Raw genomic sequence first — 19,284 nt, forward strand, 5'->3', positions numbered from 1 at the left:
GAGGAAAAATGTGACAGTTCGCCTGGGGCGGGCGCACCCAATACTAGTCCGTTAGGTTCACGAATCGGGCATGCGCCGCTACGATGGGGCCACATGTAGGTTGGGTTAGGCGCGGCTTTTAGCGCCGTAACCCAACAGACCCAATCTTCCCTTTAAACACCGGTTTTGAATATTTGGGTTTGTTGGGTTACGCGATAAAGCCGCTAACCCAACCTACATCTGGCCCAATTAAATAAACCGTATTCGATTTAACCCGGATTATTATTTAGAGCCAAAAACCACTGTGGGAGCGGCGCCCTTGTCCTCGGGTGCTTTGGCCGGGGGCTCGCCGCGATTTGTGGCCGAATTCGCGCCGGGGGAACTACCTGGCGGCGCCTTTCAGGGTGGAAAGAGAAATTTCATTGACTGTGACGGGTGTTTTTTCGACTAGTTGCTTCAGGTACTTTTGTTCGTTTTCGGCCCCCTTGTTCATGCGCAGGTGCTGCACCAGCTTATCCCTGACCTCGGGGAGCGTCTGTTGGGCGGACGCCTTGCGTTCGAGCAGCTTCAACACATGCCAGCCATTTTGCGCCTTCACCGGCTTGCTGATTTCACCGGCGCCAAGTCCCTGGATGACGGTGCGGATTTCGGGTATCAGCGCATCATCCGCCAGCCACCCCATATCGCCCCCCCTGGCCGCGCTTTCGGCATGCACCGAATGCTTGCGGGCGAGACCGGAAAAATCCGCGCCCGTTTCCCGAGCCAATTTCCACAGTTCGTCAGCCCGTTGGGCAGCGGCTTCAGACTCTTTCGGGCCGGTGCTGTTATCCGCCACGTATATCTGCTGAAGATGGAACCGGGCGGGCTGCATGAAGCGTGATTTATTGGCTTCGTACGCGGCCTTGATTTCCGGTTCCGATGGATAGTCCGCGGATGGACGTGCCTGATTGTTGACAAAACTGGACACGACCACCCCCTCCTTCGCCACTTCGATCTGCTGTCTGACTTCCGGCCGCTTGTCCCATTCCTTGCGCCTTGCTTCCTCCAGCACCTTGCGCCGCAATAATTCCCCGCGCAACGCCTGATCGATCTGCGCCATCGAGGGCAATGCTTCGCTCCCCTTCAAGCCGAGTATCTGCTCGACCTCGCCCCGCCTGATTTCAAGGTTTCCCATCTTGGCAACCACCTCACCCTTGGCATCCGGCTTTGCATCTGCGGCGCCAGCGGCAGTGGCGGACAAGAACAGGGCCGCACACAGAAAAATGGAAGGAGTTTTGCCGGGAATATGTTTGCTGATTGATTTCATGGCTGGCTTTTCGGTTTGAACGTGGGAGGAATGAGCGGCGAAATGATACGGGTCAATTATTAATCATTGATGACAACAGGCATCACCCTGGAAACCCTGGCTGAAGCGGCCAGACAGCGCTCATGAGCGCTCCTTGCGCAGCCCGAATCCTCCCAGCAGCGCGGCGAATCCGGCCAGCCAGACATAGCCGGACTGCGTCTCCTTTTCCACTGGGGTGGATATGACCTGCTTGATCCAGTCCGTGTACGCCGGCACCCACATGCCACCCGCAAGGGAGCCGAAATGGGGAGGCACGGCCCCATGCGTCTGACTCAGCTGAAAAGTGTTGATCCCGGCGACCAGCCAGCGCCCGTTTTCGTAGACGAGCGCGGGGCTGCCGGAGTCACCGCTGGCGAGAGTCGTCTCCAGTTTATTGCCGAGCGAAGGCCCTCCCATCGCGCCCAGGCGTCCGGCCGGGTCGTCGAAATCGAACAGATAGGCCTTGGGGAATTCGAAACGTCTGGCCGCGGGAAGAAACAGGTCGATCACGTTCTGCCCCACCCGTTTCACCGTGGCGCCAGCCGGCACGGTGATCCCCTTTGCTCCGTTCCCGGAGGCGCCATATCCGACCAGGGTGATGATGGTGCCGATCTCAGCCGGTTCCGAGAGCAGGCCGTAGATAGGCGTTGACGGCGGAAGGCCGGAAGAAAGCCGCACCAGTGCGATATCGTTGAACGCGATGCCGTCCTTGCGAAATCCGCTGTACGACGGGTGGACGTAGGTGGCGGCGGCAGGAATCCGGTAAGCCATGTCTCCGGTCGAATTCAGGTTGAATACGATATCGTTTGCTGACGCGCCGGAAACAACATGCGCAGCGGTAAGCACGAAGTGCGGGGAGATCGCGACCGCGCTGTAGGTGCCGCCCTTGACCGAAATGCTGCCCACCCCGCCCCAGGGCGAAGACGCGACATTGGGGTCGGCTCGCAGCGGTGGCGAATCCAGCGGATCTGCCGCCGGGTCACCGGCCATGATCGAGAATGCCGGCCCGGAGCAGAGCGCGGTCAGCAGGGCCAGCAGCCGGAAAATGGCAAAACCGGGACGTGCCACGGCGCTCACCGGCCTGACCTCATCGCTTCAGGACAAATCATCATGATCATCCAGGCCCATTCCATCGGGAGGATAGCCCTCGTGTATGCCGGGAATCCTTTTGCGCAGGCCATCCAGCGTTCTGCCCGGCGTATCCTGCTGGTAAAAATCGGCATCCTGATCGAGCGCGCCTTCTTCCTCGGAGTCAGCTTCGCTTTCACTGAAAGGTGCGGTCCAATATCCCATATCAGGCAACCGGCGTCCGGGCCGCAGAGAATCACGCCCGGCCGTACACATCATCAAAACGCACGATATCGTCTTCACCCAGATATTCGCCGCTCTGCACTTCGATCATCACCAGATCCATCAGTCCCGGGTTGACCAGGCGGTGTTTATGACCGGCGGGGATATACGTGGATTCATTGGTTCTGATCAGCAGCTCCTTGTCATCGTTGACGATGCTCGCCGTGCCGCTCACCACCACCCAGTGCTCGCTGCGGTGGTAGTGCATTTGCAGCGAAAGCGCAGCGCCCGGTTTGACGACGATGCGTTTGATCTTGAAATTCGTGCTTTCTTCCAGCACGGTGTAGGTGCCCCAGGGGCGGGCAACCGTGCGGTGCAGTTTGTAGCTGTCGTGGTTCATCAGCTTGAGTTGCTGCACCACTTTTTTTACGTCCTGGGCATGGTCCCGGTTCGCCACGAGCAGGGCATCCGGGGTGTCGATAATCATGATGTTGTCGAGGCCAATGGCGGCAATCATGCGGCCTTCGCTTTGGATGAAGGAGTTGCCGACATCGACCAGCACGGCTTCTCCAATGACGCGGTTGCCCGCGTTGTCGGGTGCGGAGAGTTCGCTGATGGCGTTCCACGAGCCGATATCGCTCCAGCCGAAGCGGCCGGGCACAACAACGACACTCCCTCTCCCCCCCTGCCCCTCTCCCACGCGGGGGGAAGGGAGCGATGCGGGTTCCATGAGGGCGTAGTCGATGGAGTTTTCGGGGATGGCGGCAAAGGTGTCCGGGTCGATTTCGACCATGGCGGTGTTGTTCGGGGTTGCTGCTCGGGTGGCTTCCCAGCATTGTTGGGCGTGCTGGTAAATTTCAGGCGCATGGAGTTTGAATTGTTCCAGAACCGTGCCGGCCTTGAAGCAGAACATGCCGGAGTTCCACAGGTAGCGGCCGGAGCTGACATATTCCTGGGCGGTTTCATAGGAAGGCTTTTCCACGAAACGTTTGACGACGTTACCTTCCGCCTCGATGTAGCCAAACCCGGTTTCCGGGGCGGTGGGGACGATGCCGAAGGTGACCAGTTGACCAAGTTCCGCAAACTCCGCAGCCTGTTTTACCGCTGCGGCGAAAGCGCCATGGTCTTCGATCAAATGGTCTGCGGGCAGAACCAGCAGGGTGGCCTCGTTGCCGTGTTCGGCAGCGATCTTGAAGGCGCCCAGGGCGATGGCGGCGGCGGTGTTGCGGCCGAAGGGTTCGAGCAGGAAGGTGTCTCTTACACCGGGAAATTTTCTTCTGGCGGGCTGATATTCATCCCGGCTTTTGAAGTAATACTCGCGGTTGGTGATGGTCAGCACTTCGCTCACGCCTTCGAGCGAAGCTGCGCGGGCAAAAGTCTTGTGCAACAGGCTCTGTCCGTCGGGGAGCTTCATGAAGGGCTTGGGGTGCGATTCGCGGGAAGTCGGCCACAGACGTGTGCCGGCTCCGCCGGAGAGAATGATGGGTATCAGCATGGTGAGCGGGGTCCGGTTAATTGAGTTCAATAGGCATTGCGATCTCTCGCTACCACCAGAACGGTCTTTAGAATGATCATGAGATCAAAAGTTATCGACCAGTTGCGCAGGTAATCGATGTCGTACTGAATGCGCGCCTGCATCTTGTCGACTGTTTCGGTTTCCCCTCGCAGGCCGTTCACCTGCGCCCAGCCAGTGATGCCCGGCTTGACCTTGTGCCGGATCATGTAGCCTTTGACCAGTTTGCGGTACAGCTCGTTATGGGCCACTGCGTGAGGGCGCGGCCCAACGATACTCATCTGGCCGGTCAGGACATTAAGGAATTGCGGCAGCTCGTCCAGGGAAGTGCGGCGCAGGAAGGAACCAAATGGGGTAATGCGTTTATCCGTGCGTTTTGCCTGCTCGATCGTGGGACCATCCTCGCATACCGTCATGGAGCGAAACTTGCAGACCACGATCTCCTTCCCGTCCAGGCCGTAGCGGCGCTGGCGGAAAAGCACGGGGCCGGGCGAGCCCAGTTTTACCCCGATCGCAATTGCGATCATCACCGGCATAATCAGCAACAGGATGATGCTCGCGATGACTAAATCGCTCGCCCGCTTCAACAAACCGTTAATACCGTAGAGCGGCGTTTCGCATACCGCCACCACTGGAATCCCGTGAATATGATCGATGCGCGCCTGGATCAGGTCGGAAACGAAAATATCCGGCACGAAATAAATGGATGCGGTGGTATCGCGAAGATCGTCAAGCAACTTCAATATTCTGGGTTGGGACGCCATCGGCAGGGCAATGTAGATAATGTCGATGCCGCCGTACTGAGCGCGCTCGACCAGATTATCCATGCCCCCGAGTATCTTCCCATGCGTGATCGTTCCGATCCGCGATGGTGAGCGATCATCGTAAAAGCCTTCGAATGTAATCCCCAGGTGCGACCCGTTGTTCAGCTCGCGCGCCAAGGTCTGGCCCAGTTCGCTTGCGCCGACGATCACGGCATTGCGCATGCTTCCTTCCATTTCCAGAATACTCGGCACCAGCCGGTGCATGACCCTGTGGGCGAAAAACAGGGCCACCGGGGTCAGCAAAGCCCAGGTAGCGACGAGATCCTCGGGGAATACGTCGCTGTAACCGGAGGCCAGGCCGAAGAGAAACAGGATTCCCACCGTGGTCAGCCAGGGCATGGCGATCTCGTTGCCGAAAGACTTCAGGCTCAACGACGGCCACTTGCCGGGAAAGGTGAGGGAGAAAACAATCAGGGAAAAAACCAGGTATGGCCCCCTGAACTCTTCGCCCCACACCGCCGCCACCGTGACCAGCATCAGGATGGCAACGAAGGGGTCGAGCAGAAGCTTGATCAGGGAAAGCAAGGATAGCTGCTTCCTGAAAAGGAAATTGTTCTCACCTTGGAGCATATTAAATCGTGTCGACATGTGCGGTGCGAATCCAGTCTTTTCAGAGTGACGCTTCAGAACATCGGGAGAATGACGGCAAGAACGCGCCCTGTGCCAAACAACACTGCGCTTGAATTGAGAGGGGAACTCTATCAGCGATATATTTTAGATTTATGACATGATAAATCGCCGTGTCCGGGCGGACGGCGTGAAGAGCGGCGTTACCGCTGGCGAGTTTGAATTACGGCCTGAAAGACTGAACGACGCGCCTCATGTAGGTTGGGTTAGGCGCGTTTTTTGCGCCGTAACCCAACAAACCCAAAATTCAAGAACAGGTTTCGAAGTTTGGGTTTGTTGGGTTACCCCCGGCCAAATCACCCGAGGACAAGCGCGATAAGGCCGCTAACCCAACCTACATGCCCTCATTTCGTCTGCGGCGAGCGCCGAGCAGGCCAATCAGGCCCAGGCCGGAAAGCATCAATACCCATACTTCCGTTTCAGGAACGGGAGAAATATTCAATATTCCCGAGTAGCTGCCGCCAGCTGTTCCGACAACATCTCCACTGACCTCCAGAACATACTGACCCGCGCTCAAAACGACCGGGCCGATCACTGAAACGGCTCCGCTCACGCCACCAATGGTTATCGGCGTTGTGCTGCTCCACCACGTTTGAAGTGGTGTGATGGCGGTCACACTAATGTCACTACTGAGCCTGGTCTGGAGATTGCTTATGCCAAAAAAGTTACCGAGACTGATCGTGGATAAAATCGAGTTGACCGATGCATCCGGAATGCTGAACGTGTAATCGTTCTGGAACTGGCTCTGCGGAGCGGTAAAGGTGTGCCCGAAATTCAGGCTGGATGGAGCATCCTGAGCTCCAAAATCCGATGTCGTTGCCATCGCCTGTCCCGATAATGCGAGCAAGCTCGACAATCCGAAAACAATTTGCCGTACTGAAATTGAGAATTTTGTACTCATGATTTTTCCTCTGATCGAAAAGACTGCAGAATGGCGCAAACAACTCCGCACTATCCGGGTAGTGCACACTACAGGCTCTGTGTGAACATAGCTGTATCGCGCAAGGCCGGATTTATAGTCCGAACGGCCTATTCCACATGCCTTGCGCCACAAAAATCATGCAAACCACCCCCCTGTCATGCCGGTTTTGACGGACTGGAGAGCATCCGCCTCATTTCGATGCCAGACCCATGCCGTTTTCACAATGGTCTCAAGATCCTCGTAGCCCGGCTGCCAGCCTAGCTCTTGCCGTATTTTGCCGGAGCTGGCAACCAGCACCGCCGGATCGCCGGCGCGCCGCCCGGTTTCCAGCACCGGGATAGGATGACCGGTCACCTTTCGGGCGACCTCGATCACTTCCCGCACCGAATACCCCTTGTTGTTGCCCAGATTGTAGATAGCGCTGTTTCCGCCCGAAAGCAGTGCTTCCAGAGCCAGCAAATGGGCTTGTGCGAGATCGCTCACATGCACATAGTCGCGCACGCAGGTACCGTCCGGAGTGGGGTAATCGGTGCCGAAAATCTTGATGTTCTCGCGCTCGCCGGTTGCCACTTTCAGAATCAGCGGAATCAGGTGGCTTTCCGGCTCGTGGCGCTCGCCGATTTCGCCGCTCGCATCCGCACCGGCAGCGTTGAAGTAACGTAGTGCCACGTATTTCAATCCGCATGCGGCATCGCAGTCTTGCAGCATGCGTTCCACGGCGACTTTGCTGGCGCCGTAAGGATTGGTGGGGTTGCTCGGCTGATCTTCGGTGATGGGGGTTTGCAGCGGCTCGCCATAAACAGCCGCAGTAGAGGAAAAGATGAAGCATTTGACCTTGTGGCGGATCATTGCATCCAGCAACTCGACCGTTCGCGAGAAATTGTTGCGGTAGTAATCCAGCGGCTTCTCGACCGACTCGCCCACCAGGGAATAGGCCGCGAAATGCATGACGGCGTCGATTCGACGCCGGGAAAAAACACTATCCAGCAGCTTCGGGTCGCCCAGATCGCCCCAGACAAACTCGCCGCCAGGCACAAGCTCGCGATGACCTTTGGAGAGATCGTCCAGAACCACAACCTGATATCCGGCCTGCAACAAGCCCTTGACCATGTGCGTGCCGATATACCCTGCTCCGCCTACCACCAGAATCGTCTTGCCCTTCATGTCATATTCCCTGAATTAAAGAACCGCTGATCAATCTTAACGGGCATGACAGTAGCCACCCCTGATGATGAAACGTCTCGCAAAATTGCCTCGCCTTTTACCCCTAACCCCTCCCATCCTCCCCTTGTGCGAGCATCCGCTACGCGGATTGCCTGCTTGACCCGCTTCAGGGGAGGGGCAGATCGGGGAGGAGGTGGGCTCTCCCCCTGACAAGGGGGAGCTGGAGGGGGTTTGGGGTTCCACAGCCCTGCCATTACAAGTGCAGCGAAGCCATCCCGATACCAGCCTCCCGGATCACCCCGGCCATTGAACCTTGATTCCTGAACCTTATCACGTCCACCGACACACCCATCAATTCCGCCAATCCTTCCAGCAACCCGGTCGTGGCGAACGCACCCAGTTCTTGCTCCATACGTCCCACGGCAGTGGCCGAATCCCGGATATCCCCTTCGCGCGGCGGCTCATGCATGACGGTCAGTTCGCAGCCAGCGATAACCCCGATGGCCTCGATCAACTTCAGCAATGTCACGGTTTGGCCGGTGCCGATGTTGCACACGCCGTCCAAATCGCTTTCCAGCGCCCGCAGATTGGCCTGGGCGACATCTTCCACATACACAAAATCCCGCGTCTGCAAACCGTCGCCATGCACCCGCAACGCCACCCCCTGACTCACGCAATCTATAAACTTGCTGATCACCCCGGCATAGGGTGAGCGCGGATCCTGGCGCGGGCCGTAAACATTGAAATAACGCATCCCCAGACAGTTCATGCCGTAAAGCTCGCGGTACATGGCTGCATACTGGTCGTTGATGTACTTCTCCAGACCATAAGGCGAAAGCGGACACACCGGCGCCGTCTCGCTCAACGGCAACACCCGCGGCACACCGTAGACCGCCGCGCTGGAGGCATACACAAAGCGCCCCACCCCGGCACGGCGGGCGGCGTCGAGCACGTTCACGAAGCCCATGATATTGCTGGCGCAGGAATTCACCGGGTCTTCCACCGAAGCCTGCACGGACACCTGCGCCGCCAGGTGCAGCACATGCGTCACGTCGCGCATCGCCCGCTGCACGTCCTCCGCATTACGAATATCGCCGCGCTGTACTTCCAGGCTGGAGCATGCAGGCAGATTCTCCATCTTGCCGCTCGAAAAATTGTCCAGCACGCGCACGCTCAAACCCCTTGCCAGCAACGCATCGACCGTGTGCGAACCGATGAACCCCGCGCCGCCTATAACCAAAACTTTCATGCTTTATCTCCCTAATTTGCCAAGTGCTCCACGCACCGCCAGTCAATCCAGGCCGAACAGATCCCGGCTGAATATTTTTTCCGCCACATCGCGGATGTCGCCGGTAACGCGGTTTGCGACAATGACATCCGACCTGCGCTTGAATTCGGCCAGATCATTAACCACTTCGGAATGGAAAAACTCCGCCTCCTTCAGCACCGGCTCATAGACGATGACCTCGATGCCCTTGGCCTTGATGCGCTTCATGACCCCCTGGATGCTGGAGGCGCGGAAATTGTCCGACCCGCTCTTCATGATCAGGCGATGGATGCCGACCACCCTGGGATTGCGCCTGAGAATACTGTCAGCGATGAAATCCTTGCGCGTGGTATTGGCATCGACGATGGCGCGCATCAGGTTCTGGGGCACATCCTGGTAGTTGGCGAGCAGTTGCTTGGTGTCCTTGGGCAGGCAGTAGCCGCCATAGCCGAATGATGGGTTGTTGTAGTGGCCGCCGATGCGGGGATCGAGACTGACGCCCTGGATTATTTGTTTGGTATCCAGTCCGTGGGTAGCGGCGTAAGTATCCAGTTCGTTGAAATAGGCCACTCGCATCGCGAGATAGGTATTGGCGAACAGCTTGATTGCCTCGGCCTCGGTGGGATCGGCAAACAGCACAGGGATGTCCTGTTTGATGGCGCCTTGCTTGAGCAGGTTGGCGAAGGTTTCGGCGCGGCTGGAGCGTTCGCCGATGATGATGCGCGAGGGATGGAGATTGTCGTAAAGGGCCTTGCCTTCGCGCAGGAATTCTGGCGAGAAGATGATGTTTTCGCATTTGAACTGCGCCATCAATTTGGCAGTGTAGCCGACTGGAACCGTGGATTTGAGAATCATCACAGCGGCCGGATTGATCTCCATGACGTCCTGGATGACGGCCTCGATGGACCGGGTATTGAAATAATTGGTCTCCGGATCGTAGTCGGTGGGGGTGGCGATAATAATGAACTCGGCTCCCGCATAAGCATCCTGCTTGTCGAGCGTGGCCCGGAAGTTGAGCGGCTTGTGGGTCAGATACTCCTCGATCTCGTTGTCCACGATGGGCGAGACCTTGCGATTAAGCATCTCGATCTTCTCGGGAACGATATCAAGCGCGACCACCTCGTTGTGTTGCGCGAGCAGGATAGCGTTGGAGAGGCCGACGTAGCCAGTACCGGCGATGGCGATTTTCATGACAAATATTCCCGAGATAAAAGAAACAAGAGGCTGCGATACTCAGCGCTCAGCCTTGGCGCCAAGCAACAACTGCCTGGCCGCGCCAAGTATAAACAAGGTATTCGTCACCAGGTAACGCTTCCACAACCGCCCTGGTTCCGACGCCAGGCGGTGCAGCCATTCCAGACCGTTATCCCTCATCCAGCGCGGTGCGCGCGTCACCTTGCCGGAGTGGAAATCGAACGCTGCCCCTACACCAATCATCACCGCATTCACCCGGCCCCGATGTTCGGACATCCAGAGTTCCTGCTTGGGGCAGCCCAGGCCGACGAACACGAAACCCGCGCCGCTGGCGTTGATCCGCTCGACCGCTGCCGCGTCTTCCTCCGCAGTCAACGCACGAAACGGTGGCGGCTCCATCGCCATCCGCAAGCCTGGAAACGCCGCCTGCAGCCGCTTTTCCAGCAGCTCCAGCGTGGCCTCGGTGCTGCCGTAAAAATATACCGCCAGGTTCTCCGCTGCGCAGCGCTCGCACAACGCCCACATCAAATCCGGTCCGCTGATGCGCGCCTGCCCCGCAAACCCCATCTGGCGCAACATCCACGCCACCGGAGCGCCATCTGGAGTCGCCATGTCCGCCGCGTTCACTATGCGTCCGAACGCTTCATCCTGCGAGGCAGTGATCACCGAATGCACGTTGCAGATGCAGACATAGCGGCTTTCCCGCCGAGCCCCCCAATCCTGAATTCGATCCAGCGCTTCGTCCCAAACAACAGCATCGATCGATGCACCCAATACCTTGCCTGTAACCCGTTCTTCAGTTCTCATCTCACCCCCTCCCGCTCGGTTAGGAGCCTGTCGGACTTAAACCCAGATAATCCATTTGGGCGTAGGTCGGGCTTCAGCCCGACTTGTCGGGTTAAAACCCGACCTACAATTCAAGGAAACCGGCTGCAAATCGTTTCGCTTCGAATCTTCAAGTCCGACAGGCTCCCAAAGTACTCACATAAATTTCCATCAACTGCCGGTAATTCACTTCCGCCGAAAATTCCGCCTCGTACTGCGCCCGCGCCTTGCGGCCCATTTCGGCCATCTGCCCGGGATGCGTCAGAGCCCAAGTCATTTTGTCAGCCAGATCGCGCGGATTGCCTGGTTCGAACAGCAGGCCGGTTTCACCTTCACGCACAATATCGGCCAGCGCGCCGATACGGCTGGCAATCACCGGCGTGCCGCATGCAAAGGCCTCAATAATCACCAGACCGAAAGTCTCATACCAGATGCTCGGCACCACCAATGCAGCCGCGCGGCCCATTTCCTGGCGTACTGCGTCGCCCGGCAGGCTGCCCAGGCGGGTCACGCCCGCCACACCCTCCAGCAAGCCCGCTTCCGGGCCGTCGCCCGCCACCCGCAACTGCGCATCGGGCAAGCTCGCCATGGCTTCGGCCAGCGCCGCCACGCCTTTTTCGACCGACAACCGCCCCACGAACAGCAAACCTTTTCTTTCCCCCTCTCCCCCTGGGAGAGGGTTGGGGTGAGGGCGGCCTTCGGCCCAGGCCACAAAATTCGGCTTCACCACCACGCGCTCCGCCGGCAACCCGCCCTCGATGAACTTGCGCCGGCAGAAATCGTTGAGCGCAATATAACGCGCCACCTTGTTGCGATACGTCCCCAGCCCCCGGTGCAAAGTCAGCATGCCCGCCAGTACCGCCGATGCGGCACCGGACCCCCGGTAACACTTGCGCGCCACCCCCCGCCACGGCAGATGGCCCAGGCAGTCCTCGCACACCCGCCCTTCGCGCAGGAACATGGCGTTCAGGCACATCAGGCGAAAGTTATGCAGCGTCTGCACCACCGGCACCCCGGCCCGATCCGCCGCCCAATAGAGCGAAGGCGAAATCAGCGGAAAGGTGTTGTGGACGTGGATGATGTCCGGCCGAAAATCATTGATCCGATCCGCCAGATCATGCGTGGTGCGAGAAGACCACAGCGTTTGGCGCACCAGCGCCAGCGATGGCATGCCGCTCACGTCATCATTGCTGCGGAAATAGGTTTCCACTGCGTGGCCATGCGACCGCAGCAAGGCGATCTCCGACTCGACCACCGTATCCTCGCCGCCGCGATGCTGGTAGGCGTTGTGGGCAATAAGAATGCGCATATCGCCTCAGGCGTCACGCCCACCGGGCAGTGGCTTTTGCAGCACATAGAAAACCGCCGTCGGGCGCAGTTTTTGTACAGCATTGCGTGCGTGATAAACATTGAGCCAAATCGGCAACGCGCTCAACAACGCATCAAGTTCAACGACTGGCGCATTGTTGAATACCGGCCCGGAAACCACATGCCTCATCCTGGAAGTAAGTGAGAACATACATTTGCGCGCGCGCACCACCTTGAATCCGGCTTGTTCCACAAAATCCCGCAAAACCGGCAAGGGAATACCGCACTCTCGCCTGGTCAGGCCGGTACGCGGCTTGCGCCAATCGCCCATGGAAATGATCGGTTCACGCACCAGTGCGTAAGCGCCCGGCCTCAGGACACGATAAAACTCATCCACAATCTTGCTGACATTCGGGATGTGATGCAGAACCCCGAGACAAGTAATCAGGTCGAGACTACTGGAATCGAATGGCATGTCTCCCGAAGCAACTGGCTTGACATAACTCACAGGCACACCATTCAGCACGGTGCTCTGAAAACCGTCCGATGGTTCAAGAATGGTAACCCGATCGCTGTGTGCGAGTATCGGCTCAAGCTCATCGCCATATGCCGACCCAATGCCCAATACATGGCCAAAACGGCGTTTCGGCAGAGCTGAATACCCATGCCTCTTGTTCGGGGCATGATAGCCATACGCATACGCCCCTTCGCCGGATTGCGTCAGATTGAAATAACCTTCTGCCTCATCAGCGAACCAGGCATCAATCTGATCCTGGGAAAAATCATTGCCGTATAACTTCTTGCCGGAGAAATAGACTTCCATCCCGGCATCACCCGCATCAGCAGCCATATCTTCCTCCCACCATGAGTAATGAATTAGGCAGCAAGCGCATTTGCCACCCCATCCGCAAACCAGCGCGCCATGTTTTCCACCGTGTATTCCTGCGCACTGGCGGCGCACCCAGCGCGCAAGCCGTCCAATGCCTGCGGATCGCGTAGCAGACGCACGCCGGCTTCGACATAGGCATCCGGATCGTCCGCCGTCATCACGCCGTTGACGCCATTCTCCAGGTAGGCGATTTCAGGGCTGTGAATCCCGCAATCCGTGGTCAGCATGGGCACGCCGCACACGAATGCATCCAGTATGCCCAGGCCCACCAGTCCCGGATTCAGCATCACCTGCGCCACCGAAATATAAGCGGCCTTCTCCCGACCAAAGCGCGCGCCCACCCAGCGCGCCCATGGGTTGGCAGCACACCAGGCCTGCACCTTGTCGCGCTCCGGCCCCTCGCCCACAATCAGCAAGTGGAAATCGGGGACCTCGTTGCGAATCGCCTCGGCAGCCAAAAACAGAAAATCCAGCCGCTTGTCGGCATAGAGCGAGCCCACATAGACGCCAACCGGCCCAGCACCGAAGTCCAGCGACTCGCGCAAGGCCTGCGTTTCCTCCGGCGTAACCGATTGTCGCTGCCGTTGCAGTTCCGAGGTATCCACCGCGTTGTTCAGCACAGTGACTCGATTACCGGGAAACCCTGCCGCTGCCACCAGGTCGGCGCTCATTTGCGTGTAGGCGAACCACCAGTCCACCCGGTTGGTCGTCCAGCGTTTGAAGCGCTCCTTGAGGCCATTGGGATTGTCGCTTTGCAGATTGGCGCCATGCCCCCAGAAAGCCAGTTTGAAACGGCGCGGTGCCAACAACAGCCAATGATTCTGGATCAGCTTGTTTTCCTGGGTGACGATGACAAGATTCGCCCCCACAAGATGACGCCGCACTGGCTGCCAGCATAGCCGTCCACCAGCCAGATAATGCGTTGGGATCGATTTAGCCCAAGGCAACTCGCCCGCATCCTGTTTTATCTCCTCCGCTGGAGTGCCTTGCCCAACCAGCAATTCCAGCCGGATATTTTGCTCGGCAAGCAACCCGCGCAGCGCTTCAAAAAAAGGGATGCGGTAATGGGTAAGGCGGCGCTGAACAATGCAGACCGATTTCGGCGCCTGGTTGGCTAGATTATTCAAGCCCGGAGCCCTAGCGCATGCCCACCAGCCAGACTCCAATCATAATGAAGCCTGCGCCTGCCAGCCGTGTCGGGTGCGGCGTCTCGCCCAGCATTAAAAATCCCAGCGCCATGGTCAGCACAAACCCCAACGCCACGAACGGATATGCCTGACTCACGTCCATCATCGACAGCACACGCAACCAAATCAGCGCCCCCAGCCCATAACACGCCAACCCCAGCAGCACCTTGGGCGCGGTGAGCATCGCGACATACGAACCGAGCATGCTGGCCGATGACTGCGTTGCAGCGCCGGAAACACCGGCTTTCATCGCAATCTGGGCAATGGCTGAAAGCCCCACGCTCAGCAGGATCAGGATCAGGACTTTTAGCGACATGGCACACACGATTCATGATTCAGCGCAGCACAATTCATATTTTCTCCTCAAGCGCAGCAAATGCGCGGCGTGACAGCCGCAGCATCAATACAAACCATTACAGCAAGGCCACCAGAACCAGGGCCACGGCCATCGCCAACACATAGCGGCTCACGCGGTCGCGCACGGCAAACACCAGCGGGTCGTCGCTCATCTCACCCCGTGCGGACTTCAGCCAGATTCGGCTCACCCACAGCAGCAGCAGCGGACACACGCCCCACAACAGTTGCACGTGAAGATATCGCCCGATAATTTCAGGGCTGTTGATATAAAGCGCTATCACCAGCACGGCGAGATAGCCGGACGCCACCCCCATCAACTGCACCGTGGACAAGTCCGCCACCTGGTACCCCCGGCCCTGTGCGCCCTCGCGCTCCAATTCACGCATCGCCAGCAGCTCGGCATAACGTTTGGCCATGGCCAGGCTGAAAAATATGAACATGGAAAACGCCAGTATCCAGAAGGATGGCGCCACTCCAATCGCCGCCGCACCGCCCAGCACGCGCAGCGTATAGAGACCGGCCAGCGTGATGACATCGATCAGGGCATAACGCTTGAGGAAAAACGTATAGGCCGTGGTGAATACCCAGTAAATCCCCAGCACGGCAGCAAAGTGCCAGGGCATCCACAACGTTATTGCAAATGCCGATCCAAGCAGCAATGGGGCCATCAACAGACCGGTCAAGGCAGGCACGCTGCCCGAGGCAAAAGGCCGTTTGCGCTTGCGCGGGTGCGCGCGGTCCGCCGCAAGGTCAGACAGGTCGTTCAGCAAATACACGCTGGAGGCGCACAAACTGAACGCCACGAACGCCAGTACGGCAGCCATCCACATCGACATGCCCGCGCTGTTGGCGATAGGCAGCAAAGGCAGAAACACCAGAATGTTTTTCATCCACTGGTGGGGGCGGATCGCTTTCAGCATCCCCTTGAATCCCGCCGAGTAGCGGCCGAAATCCTTTTCCACCGGCTTGTTCCGGCGCACTTGTTGCGCCACGCTCCTGGGCGTGTTGACCAGAATGGCCGCATCCGCGGCATGCCAGATCGGCAAATCCACCCGGTCGTTTCCAGCATAGCTGAATCCCTGCGGCGCCACTTCGCGAATGGCCTTCAGTTTGCGGGCACCAGAAAGATTAAGCACCGCATCACTGCCCAATACGCCGCTGAACACCCCGATGTGGCCAGCTACCGCCTCGGCATAGCGGATGTTCGACGCAGTCGCCAGGTACATATCCCGTCCCGTCTCGCGCTGGGCATGCAGGTAATCAAGCATTTCTCCATGGTAAGGGAGACCGGCCGGATCAACTGTGACCTCATCAGCAATCCGGTGCTTCAGCCAGGATTTGCTGCGCAAGAGCCAAAAAGGCGCCATGAGAGCCAATAATGGCTTGCGTTTGACCAAATCGATAAATGACTCGACCAGCAGATCGGTCTTCAGCAAGGTCCCATCGAGATCAACGAACAGCGGCTTGGGAGATGGCATTTCAGTCATGAACATGACTCGATTGAAAAGCGCGATCTTACCGTTTCAACATTACAGTTCTATGGTGGGCACCAAGCTGATCACGAGACGTAATGCGAAACGCATCCGACCCGAGCCCAAACATGAAGGCACCGGTCAGGGTATGACACTACCAGCGTTAGCAAGACAGGAAGGACGCCACAGCTCCAGCACATTTTTCGGATTACGGTATATCGGGGCAGGCAACGTGCCACAGAGGCTGTAGAACTGTCCTAGCCTGTCACGCTCGATAATCGCTGGCATATTGGCGTTAAGCAGGATCAAAGAAAATTCCTTCCGTGCAACGCGCCCCAGAATATCTGTCTGAAAATCCGTCCAGGCCTTGCCTGCTTGTGGGTAGTACCCTTCACTTTTTTTCAGCCCCCCCCGAAAAACTCTGTCTGACCTGAATCGAACACCGTTTCACCGCGTGCCATGGCGAACGTAACGGTAGTTGGAGAATGCAGGACACTCGCTTCCTTCGCAATGGTGTCCTGCACCGCTTGCCACTCACGCGCATGAAAATGCGGGAAGTGCGGCAGGAGAATCGCCACCTGCAATATTCCTGCGATTAGTACAGCGGCCGTCAGGCCGCGCGAAGCGAGGAACAGGTATGCGGAAACCAGAAAAATCGGCGACAGCAAATGAATAAAATATTCTCCACTGCCACTGTTGTGAGCGAGACGCAGCAGTATTACTAGCGAGCACACAGCAGCAAACAGCAGGTATTGCAAATCATGCGGGGCACCAGTCAATTGCAGCGAAAATTTTGAACCGCTATTTGAACTCCCTGACTTGGGGGCGAGAACGGCGTACCCCAAGCAGAGCAGAAGAGGCAAATTGATTGCACTGAAGCGCCAAACCTGAGCCAGTATGTGGGGCCAGTTCCAGGAGCCAGAATAACCAAGGTTAACGAAAATCGTGTTATATAAATACGCGTCGCCGATGGAGGCTGCCAAGCCCAGTAGTGCCAGGAATGCTGCCGCAAAAAGAATCGTAGAGAGGGCTGCCATACGCAGATGCCGACGTAGCAGAAGGTAGCCAATAACGTAGATAATCCCCGCGGCAAAATAAGGTTTGGTGAAAAAGGCAAGAATGCTGCAAGCAGCGGAGAAAATTATGGACTTGCGCGAAAAGCCTAGTCGCCACGGTACGAAGACAGAGAGCATATAGAGCAGTATCGCCATCGCATCCGGTCTCGCACCGATGCCATACAAACGCAGCGTGTGGGCATACCAGACGCTGGCTGCCACCAGGCCAACAACCATGCCGTAGCGCCCGGCACGAAAACCCCAAAAAATCAGGGCGCAGCTTGCGAAAATGAAAACAGAGGACAGTATTCTGTGGGCGCTAAAGTCCGTGCCGAAAACTGGCGAGAGATGGGCAGCCATCCAATAGTAGGCAGGCCCATAAACATTAAGATCGTAAGGCTGGCGCTTGAAATCGTAGATATTTACCAGCGACTGCAACTGATGCGTCAGGTATAGCGTTGCGCCTTCACGGTACTCAATCGGTTGCGGATCAATGACGAACATGAGATGGATGACCATCCCATAAGCAATCAACACACCAAACATCCACCCCAGAAGGGATATCCATGTGCTGTGCTTCATGTTCTGAACCACAGAAATAACATCCTTAAGCAACTGTGACCTCCTTTGATTATTGCCATTACCATGGTAGGCACACGATCCCAAGTACCAGGAGATGCCGATTTATCCAGAGCAAAACGGGGGTGAAAACCAGTGAAAAAACAGTGCGCAACTGCAACCCTACCAACTGGATGCCATTGCAGAGAGGCACCTGGCATGGCCGCGCCATAAGAATCCAGACCCTTCCCCCTTCATTTGCAAGGCGCAGCCACGGTTTCAACTGCATCGGCTCGCGCAGAAGAAACACAATCCAGCGCCAATCCCTTGATACGCGTAACCTGCTTGTCCCAAGCGAGTTCCTCCGCACGCGCAAGCGCCCCGGCAGAAAGTCGCTCGTACTCACCCGCATCCCGTGCAAGGCGTTCGATGGCGCTTGCCATGTGAGCGATCACGCCCGCTTCATCGAGCCCCGCCGTACGCACCACGCACCCGCTTTCATCGGCCACGATCTCAGCAGGCCCGCCCAGATCAAGGCAAATCACCGGTAGCGCAAAAGAAAGTGCCTCCATGACCACGTTGCCACTCGAGTCGTGCAGGCTTGGGAACAGCACCGCATCGACTTCCCGGTACTTTGCGATAAACTCGGACTGCGGAATCGAGGGAAACCACTTTACTACCTCCCCAATACCCAGCCTCTCTGCCTGGCGGCGCAAATGCCCTTCAGATGGGCCGCCGCCCACCACGTGAAACTCGACGTTCACGCCCGCAGCCCGCGCCCGGGCAATTGATGCAAGCCCCAGGTGAATACCCTTCCAGCCAAGCAAGCGACCGGCAAACAGCAGGCGCAACGGCCGCCCGGCAGGGGCCTGGCGTGGCGCCATGCCATCACGCGGCAAGGTGCCGATTTCCAGGGCTACAACCGTGCGACTCTCGAAGCCAGCAGGCAAGGCGCGTGCGGTATCGCCGGTCTTGGCAAGGATCAGCACGCAGCCCTTGAGCCCCCAGCGCAACAAGGGATCGATGCGCGCAAACCGATTCAGCAGGCTGCGCAAAAATTCGCGCACTCGCTCGGCAAGACTCATGGATTGCTTGAGCCGCCAGGGCGCGTCCTCCCCCCCGCCCACCGGGCCAAACACCAGAGGAATGCCAGCGTGGCCGATCAGCGAAGGCTGGCGAAACACCCCATATGAAACGTGATGCGCCAAATCGAACGGTTCCACGCCATGCAGCTGCCGTACGTACGGCAGCAAGGCAATCTGCCATAGCTGGTAGAGCACCTGCGCGGTCAGGGAATTCAGCGGCATCCAGCGTAGCCACCAAGGGCGGAAATACACGAAACGCGGATTGTTCAGCGGATGGTTAAGCAGATGCGCCTCAATGGCAGCGCGGCGCGTGGTGTCGGTAATCACCACCACCTCATGTTCACGCGCCCACTCCTCGGCCCAGCGCCAGCCAACGCCGCCTTCGCTTCCTGCGTTAGGCGCACAGGCAAATGCGGATACCAGTATTTTCATGATCTGGATAAT

The 19,284-nt window shown here is 57.8% G+C and carries 17 protein-coding genes; all 17 read right to left on the bottom strand.

The window, feature by feature from the left end; genetic code table 11:
* Positions 1–361 precede the first annotated feature (361 nt).
* On the bottom strand, positions 362–1,285 hold the full coding sequence (locus WC392_00375) for a peptidyl-prolyl cis-trans isomerase (protein MFA5240809.1): 924 nt from the start codon (positions 1,283–1,285) through the stop codon (positions 362–364).
* Between the two features lie 120 nt (positions 1,286–1,405).
* Positions 1,406–2,371: a trypsin-like serine protease gene (locus tag WC392_00380; GenBank protein MFA5240810.1), complete on the bottom strand. Its 966-nt coding sequence runs from the start codon at positions 2,369–2,371 to the stop codon at positions 1,406–1,408.
* A gap of 27 nt (positions 2,372–2,398) precedes the next feature.
* On the bottom strand, positions 2,399–2,596 hold the full coding sequence (locus tag WC392_00385; protein ID MFA5240811.1) for a hypothetical protein: 198 nt from the start codon (positions 2,594–2,596) through the stop codon (positions 2,399–2,401).
* A 31-nt stretch (positions 2,597–2,627) separates the two neighbouring features.
* Positions 2,628–4,088, bottom strand: coding sequence for a mannose-1-phosphate guanylyltransferase/mannose-6-phosphate isomerase (locus WC392_00390; GenBank protein ID MFA5240812.1), 1,461 nt, complete (start codon positions 4,086–4,088; stop codon positions 2,628–2,630).
* Positions 4,089–4,114: 26 nt separating this feature from the next.
* On the bottom strand, positions 4,115–5,446 hold the full coding sequence (locus tag WC392_00395; protein MFA5240813.1) for an undecaprenyl-phosphate glucose phosphotransferase: 1,332 nt from the start codon (positions 5,444–5,446) through the stop codon (positions 4,115–4,117).
* Between the two features lie 445 nt (positions 5,447–5,891).
* The gene (locus WC392_00400; protein ID MFA5240814.1) at positions 5,892–6,458 is read right to left on the bottom strand and encodes an FxDxF family PEP-CTERM protein; all 567 of its coding nucleotides are present in this window, start codon (positions 6,456–6,458) and stop codon (positions 5,892–5,894) included.
* A 156-nt stretch (positions 6,459–6,614) separates the two neighbouring features.
* Positions 6,615–7,643 carry a UDP-glucose 4-epimerase GalE gene (gene galE / locus WC392_00405; GenBank protein ID MFA5240815.1) on the bottom strand — a complete coding sequence of 343 codons (1,029 nt, stop codon included), beginning with the start codon at positions 7,641–7,643 and terminating at the stop codon, positions 6,615–6,617.
* 253 nt (positions 7,644–7,896) lie between these two features.
* Positions 7,897–8,892: an NAD-dependent epimerase/dehydratase family protein gene (locus WC392_00410; GenBank protein ID MFA5240816.1), complete on the bottom strand. Its 996-nt coding sequence runs from the start codon at positions 8,890–8,892 to the stop codon at positions 7,897–7,899.
* Positions 8,893–8,934: 42 nt separating this feature from the next.
* Positions 8,935–10,101, bottom strand: coding sequence for a nucleotide sugar dehydrogenase (locus tag WC392_00415; GenBank protein ID MFA5240817.1), 1,167 nt, complete (start codon positions 10,099–10,101; stop codon positions 8,935–8,937).
* Positions 10,102–10,143: 42 nt separating this feature from the next.
* Positions 10,144–10,911: a WecB/TagA/CpsF family glycosyltransferase gene (locus tag WC392_00420; protein MFA5240818.1), complete on the bottom strand. Its 768-nt coding sequence runs from the start codon at positions 10,909–10,911 to the stop codon at positions 10,144–10,146.
* Positions 10,912–11,059: 148 nt separating this feature from the next.
* Complete coding sequence (locus tag WC392_00425) at positions 11,060–12,238, bottom strand: glycosyltransferase family 4 protein (GenBank protein ID MFA5240819.1); 1,179 nt, start codon at positions 12,236–12,238, stop codon at positions 11,060–11,062.
* Between the two features lie 6 nt (positions 12,239–12,244).
* On the bottom strand, positions 12,245–13,087 hold the full coding sequence (locus tag WC392_00430; GenBank protein ID MFA5240820.1) for a class I SAM-dependent methyltransferase: 843 nt from the start codon (positions 13,085–13,087) through the stop codon (positions 12,245–12,247).
* A gap of 26 nt (positions 13,088–13,113) precedes the next feature.
* Positions 13,114–14,253, bottom strand: a complete 1,140-nt coding sequence (locus WC392_00435; GenBank protein ID MFA5240821.1) for a glycosyltransferase family 4 protein — start codon at positions 14,251–14,253, stop codon at positions 13,114–13,116.
* A gap of 10 nt (positions 14,254–14,263) precedes the next feature.
* The gene (locus WC392_00440) at positions 14,264–14,629 is read right to left on the bottom strand and encodes an EamA family transporter (GenBank protein ID MFA5240822.1); all 366 of its coding nucleotides are present in this window, start codon (positions 14,627–14,629) and stop codon (positions 14,264–14,266) included.
* Positions 14,630–14,726: 97 nt separating this feature from the next.
* Positions 14,727–16,157 carry a UbiA family prenyltransferase gene (locus WC392_00445; protein ID MFA5240823.1) on the bottom strand — a complete coding sequence of 477 codons (1,431 nt, stop codon included), beginning with the start codon at positions 16,155–16,157 and terminating at the stop codon, positions 14,727–14,729.
* A 386-nt stretch (positions 16,158–16,543) separates the two neighbouring features.
* Positions 16,544–17,779: a hypothetical protein gene (locus WC392_00450; protein MFA5240824.1), complete on the bottom strand. Its 1,236-nt coding sequence runs from the start codon at positions 17,777–17,779 to the stop codon at positions 16,544–16,546.
* A gap of 230 nt (positions 17,780–18,009) precedes the next feature.
* Positions 18,010–19,272, bottom strand: a complete 1,263-nt coding sequence (locus WC392_00455) for a glycosyltransferase (GenBank protein MFA5240825.1) — start codon at positions 19,270–19,272, stop codon at positions 18,010–18,012.
* Positions 19,273–19,284: the final 12 nt, after the last annotated feature.

The organism is Sulfuricella sp. (assembly GCA_041651995.1).
GTDB lineage: Bacteria > Pseudomonadota > Gammaproteobacteria > Burkholderiales > Sulfuricellaceae > Sulfurimicrobium.

Bases quoted from the DNA above. Each gene is read 5' to 3' on its own strand.
- WC392_00385 (MFA5240811.1), bottom strand. From the start codon at position 2,596: ATGGGATATTGGACCGCACCTTTCAGTGAAAGCGAAGCTGACTCCGAG.
- WC392_00425 (MFA5240819.1), bottom strand. From the start codon at position 12,238: ATGCGCATTCTTATTGCCCACAACGCCTACCAGCATCGCGGCGGCGAG.
- WC392_00445 (MFA5240823.1), bottom strand. From the start codon at position 16,157: ATGACTGAAATGCCATCTCCCAAGCCGCTGTTCGTTGATCTCGATGGG.
- WC392_00390 (MFA5240812.1), bottom strand. From the start codon at position 4,088: ATGCTGATACCCATCATTCTCTCCGGCGGAGCCGGCACACGTCTGTGG.
- WC392_00410 (MFA5240816.1), bottom strand. From the start codon at position 8,892: ATGAAAGTTTTGGTTATAGGCGGCGCGGGGTTCATCGGTTCGCACACG.
- WC392_00450 (MFA5240824.1), bottom strand. From the start codon at position 17,779: ATGAAGCACAGCACATGGATATCCCTTCTGGGGTGGATGTTTGGTGTG.
- galE (MFA5240815.1), bottom strand. From the start codon at position 7,643: ATGAAGGGCAAGACGATTCTGGTGGTAGGCGGAGCAGGGTATATCGGC.
- WC392_00430 (MFA5240820.1), bottom strand. From the start codon at position 13,087: ATGGCTGCTGATGCGGGTGATGCCGGGATGGAAGTCTATTTCTCCGGC.
- WC392_00415 (MFA5240817.1), bottom strand. From the start codon at position 10,101: ATGAAAATCGCCATCGCCGGTACTGGCTACGTCGGCCTCTCCAACGCT.
- WC392_00400 (MFA5240814.1), bottom strand. From the start codon at position 6,458: ATGAGTACAAAATTCTCAATTTCAGTACGGCAAATTGTTTTCGGATTG.
- WC392_00375 (MFA5240809.1), bottom strand. From the start codon at position 1,285: ATGAAATCAATCAGCAAACATATTCCCGGCAAAACTCCTTCCATTTTT.
- WC392_00420 (MFA5240818.1), bottom strand. From the start codon at position 10,911: ATGAGAACTGAAGAACGGGTTACAGGCAAGGTATTGGGTGCATCGATC.
- WC392_00440 (MFA5240822.1), bottom strand. From the start codon at position 14,629: ATGTCGCTAAAAGTCCTGATCCTGATCCTGCTGAGCGTGGGGCTTTCA.
- WC392_00455 (MFA5240825.1), bottom strand. From the start codon at position 19,272: ATGAAAATACTGGTATCCGCATTTGCCTGTGCGCCTAACGCAGGAAGC.